Raw genomic sequence first — 3554 nt, forward strand, 5'->3', positions numbered from 1 at the left:
TGTACCCATGCCCGACATCCCTGCCGACAAGAAACGTCGGGCATGGGTACATGCCCGACCTACCATAAAAGAAGCGATTGCCATGACATCCAAATCAACCAAAGGCATCATCCTCGCGGGTGGCTCCGGCACCCGCCTGCACCCCCTGACCCGCGTGGTCAGCAAGCAACTCCTGCCCATCTACGACAAGCCGATGATCTACTATCCGCTGTCGGTGCTGATGCTGGCGGGCATCCGCGACATCCTCATCATTACCACGCCGGAGGACGCGCCGCTGTTCCACAACCTGCTCGGCGACGGCAAGCACTGGGGCATCAATATCGAATACCGGCAACAACCCAAGCCGGAAGGACTGGCCCAGGCGTTCATCATTGGCCGGGATTTCATCGGCGGCGACAATTCCTGCCTCGTCCTGGGCGACAACATCTTTTACGGCCACGGCTTGCAGGGTTATCTGCAAAAAGCCGCCCGCCAAACCGACGGTGCCACGGTGTTCGGCTACTGGGTGAAAGACCCGGAGCGCTACGGCGTCGCCGAACTGGACGCTGAGGGCCAAGTGGTCAATCTGGCGGAAAAGCCCAAGCACCCGAAATCCAATTACGCCATCACCGGGCTTTATTTCTACGATCACCAAGTGGTGGACATGGCCGCTGACCTGAAGCCTTCCCCACGGGGCGAGTTGGAAATCACCGACATCAACAACCTGTATCTGGCCCAAAGGCAACTCCGGGTGGAGAAGCTGGGCCGGGGCATCGCTTGGCTGGACACCGGCACCCACCAGTCCTTGCTGCAAGCGTCGAACTTCATCCAAACCATCGAGGAACGCCAAGGTCTCAAGATCGCCTGCCCCGAGGAAATCGCCTGGGCGCAACGCTGGATTGATGACGCCGCCCTGGAGGCATTGGCCGCGCCGCTCAGCAAGAGCAGCTACGGCGAATACCTTCACCAGTTGATTCGCATGGGACGCACCGCATGATCGTAGAAACCACCACTTTGCCCGGCGTGCTGTTGATTAAACCCGATGTGTTCGGCGATGCCCGTGGCTTTTTCCTGGAATCCTGGAACCGCCGCCGCTATGCGGAAGCGGGGTTGGACCGGGATTTCGTGCAGGACAACGTGTCTTTGTCCCGGCGCGGCATCCTGCGCGGGTTGCATTTCCAGAATCCCAGCCCGCAGGGCAAGCTCGTCCAGGCGTTGCAGGGCGAGGTTTACGACGTGGCCGTGGACATCCGGCTCGGCTCGCCGACCTTCGGCCAGTGGTACGGTGCTTACTTGAACGAGGAGAACCGGCACCAGCTTTATGTGCCGGAAGGCTTCGCCCACGGCTTCTGCGTCACCGGCGAAACCGCGTTGTTCTCCTATAAATGTACCGACTTCTATAACCCGTCCGCCGAATTCAGCCTGCGCTGGGACGATCCCGATATTGGCATCGAATGGCCCATCGAGAATCCCACCCTTTCCGGGAAGGACCAAGCCGGTGTCTTACTGAAAGATTTCCCCCGCGAGTCCCTTCCCGTATGGTCGGCATGAACATTCTTCTCATCGGCGGCGAAGGTCAGGTGGCTTATGAGCTGCGCCGCACCTTGGCCTGTTTGGGGCAAGTCATAACGCGGGGCCGGACCACGCAGCCCGCGCTGGATCTGGCCGATTTGGACGGCGTGCGTGCCGCGATTCGGGCCATCCAGCCGGGACTGATCGTCAACGCCGCCGCCTATACCGCCGTGGACAAGGCCGAGCAGGAAACCGAATTGGCCTTTCGGATCAACGGTGAAGCGGTCGGGGTGTTGGCCGAGGAAGGCTTGGCGGTCGGCGCTGGACTCATTCATTATTCCACCGATTACGTGTTTCCCGGCGACGGCCTAGCGCCTTACCGCGAGGACGACCAGAAAGGCCCGCTGAGCGTCTATGGCCGCAGTAAGTTAGCCGGTGAGGAAGCCATCCGGGCCGTGGGCGTGCCCCATCTAATTTTGCGGACGGCTTGGGTGTATGGGGCGCGGGGGCAGAATTTCCTGCTGACCATGCTGCGGCTGATACGGGAACGGGAGGCGCTGCGGATCGTGGATGACCAACGCGGTGCCCCGACCTGGAGCCGATTGATTGCCGAAGCCACGGCGCTGCTGCTGGCCCGCACCATGTTCGAGGGCCGCCTTGAGCCGGGGGAATTGGGCGGCACCTATCACCTCACCAATGGCGGCGAGACCACTTGGTTCGGGTTCGCGGAGAAGATTCGGGAACTCGGGATCGCCCGCGAACTGCTGCCGGAAACCTGCGCCCGGTTGGAGCCGATTCCCACGTCGGGTTATCCGACGCCCGCCAAGCGTCCGGCGTATTCGGTGCTTTGCAATGACAAGCTGGCCGGGGCGTTCGGGCTGGCGTTGCCGGATTGGGAGGCGGCGCTGCGGCTTTGTATGGATGAGGTTGGGCCGTAACCTCGCGGCCCTTCGACGGACAGCGCCCGTTTCTTATCCAATACCCGCACGGCCCCCTCCAATAGCTTAAACGACCGCCAATTACTGGCCAACGCCGCGAGGCATGTACAGCTTACCCTCGCGGTGGCGAGGATGATTTTCCCGTCGGCGAAAGCGGTTCCCGTTGCGGCGCGAACGGCAATCCCACCCGTTCCAGTTCTCCGAAACACGGCAAGCCGGACCTTGCAAGGCATGGGTTCCCAAGCAGGTGCTTGGGAACCAGCACAACGTTCATATTGCTTTTGGCGGCGTTCGCTGGCTAAGCTTGGTTGTCCACCAACAGGAGGGGTTTATGAAATGCTTATTTGTGCTATTGGCCGTTCTGGCCGCGTTGCCTGTTCAGGCGAGAACCTTCAAATGCGTCGATGCGAGCGGTCGCACCGAATTCAGACAAGCCGCCGTCCCACCCGAGGGTTGCAAAGCCATCGTCGTTAACACCATTCCGTATGACGAAACGGAAGCGGCCCGTGCCAAAGACAATCTGCGTCAAACCGAGGCATGTAACCGGGCTTTCGACACGGCCAAAGCCGAGCAGGCCGAGCGGTTGGCTGCGCAGCGGGCTGCGGAAGAACATGCCCGCCTGCAACGCTGGGTGCAGCAGACACCGCCTGGGGAGAGGCGGAGATATGCCTGGACTCAGCCAGTGCCGATACCGACGCCGACGCAGCGGCCAAAGCAAGCGGATGAGGCTAGCGGGCCGTCCGCCATTAACCTGAACCATTCGGCACGATAAGGGTAGTTTCATTCCCCACGAAACGCGGCGGGCACTGGGTTGGCCCGCCGTAGCGTTTCGTCATTCACCTGTTGGGCGATGGATATTTATCCACCCCAAAGCCTCCATATAGTTACTTCTGCAATAGCGCCCCGGCCTTAATCGGGAATTTCTGCCCGCTCCCATTACGCAACTTTTGACGGAAACCTTATGTACCTGTCAAGACCCGTGAAATTGTCTACCGCCGAAACGAATAATTCTGGCTTTCTCTCGCGCCATTCGGCGAGGGCGTTAATGGGGGCGACATGACCCAGCGCCCGCTGGGGGATGGCGTGATTGTAAATATCGGCATAGCGGCGCAGCGTCGTGGCGAG

4 protein-coding genes and 1 pseudogene are annotated in these 3554 nt (G+C 60.8%); 4 read left to right on the forward strand and 1 reads right to left on the reverse strand.

Annotated features, from left to right (window positions below; all coding sequences use genetic code 11):
• The first annotated feature begins 82 nt into the window (after positions 1-82).
• From rfbA to ACXWUF_RS20535, 4 genes are all read left to right on the forward strand, one after another.
• On the forward strand, positions 83-976 hold the full coding sequence (gene rfbA / locus ACXWUF_RS20520) for a glucose-1-phosphate thymidylyltransferase RfbA (protein ID WP_458496417.1): 894 nt from the start codon (positions 83-85) through the stop codon (positions 974-976).
• Positions 973-1530 carry a dTDP-4-dehydrorhamnose 3,5-epimerase gene (rfbC, locus tag ACXWUF_RS20525; protein WP_458496418.1) on the forward strand — a complete coding sequence of 186 codons (558 nt, stop codon included), beginning with the start codon at positions 973-975 and terminating at the stop codon, positions 1528-1530. The genes rfbA and rfbC overlap by 4 nt, the downstream gene beginning before the upstream one ends.
• Positions 1527-2429 carry a dTDP-4-dehydrorhamnose reductase gene (rfbD, locus tag ACXWUF_RS20530; protein ID WP_458496419.1) on the forward strand — a complete coding sequence of 301 codons (903 nt, stop codon included), beginning with the start codon at positions 1527-1529 and terminating at the stop codon, positions 2427-2429. The genes rfbC and rfbD overlap by 4 nt, the downstream gene beginning before the upstream one ends.
• A gap of 331 nt (positions 2430-2760) precedes the next feature.
• Positions 2761-3201, forward strand: coding sequence for a DUF4124 domain-containing protein (locus ACXWUF_RS20535; protein ID WP_458496420.1), 441 nt, complete (start codon positions 2761-2763; stop codon positions 3199-3201).
• A gap of 164 nt (positions 3202-3365) precedes the next feature.
• Here ACXWUF_RS20535 and ACXWUF_RS20540 read toward each other — a convergent pair.
• A pseudogene (locus ACXWUF_RS20540) lies at positions 3366-3554 on the reverse strand (hypothetical protein); the annotation flags it as partial.

The organism is Methylomagnum sp. (assembly GCF_054333355.1).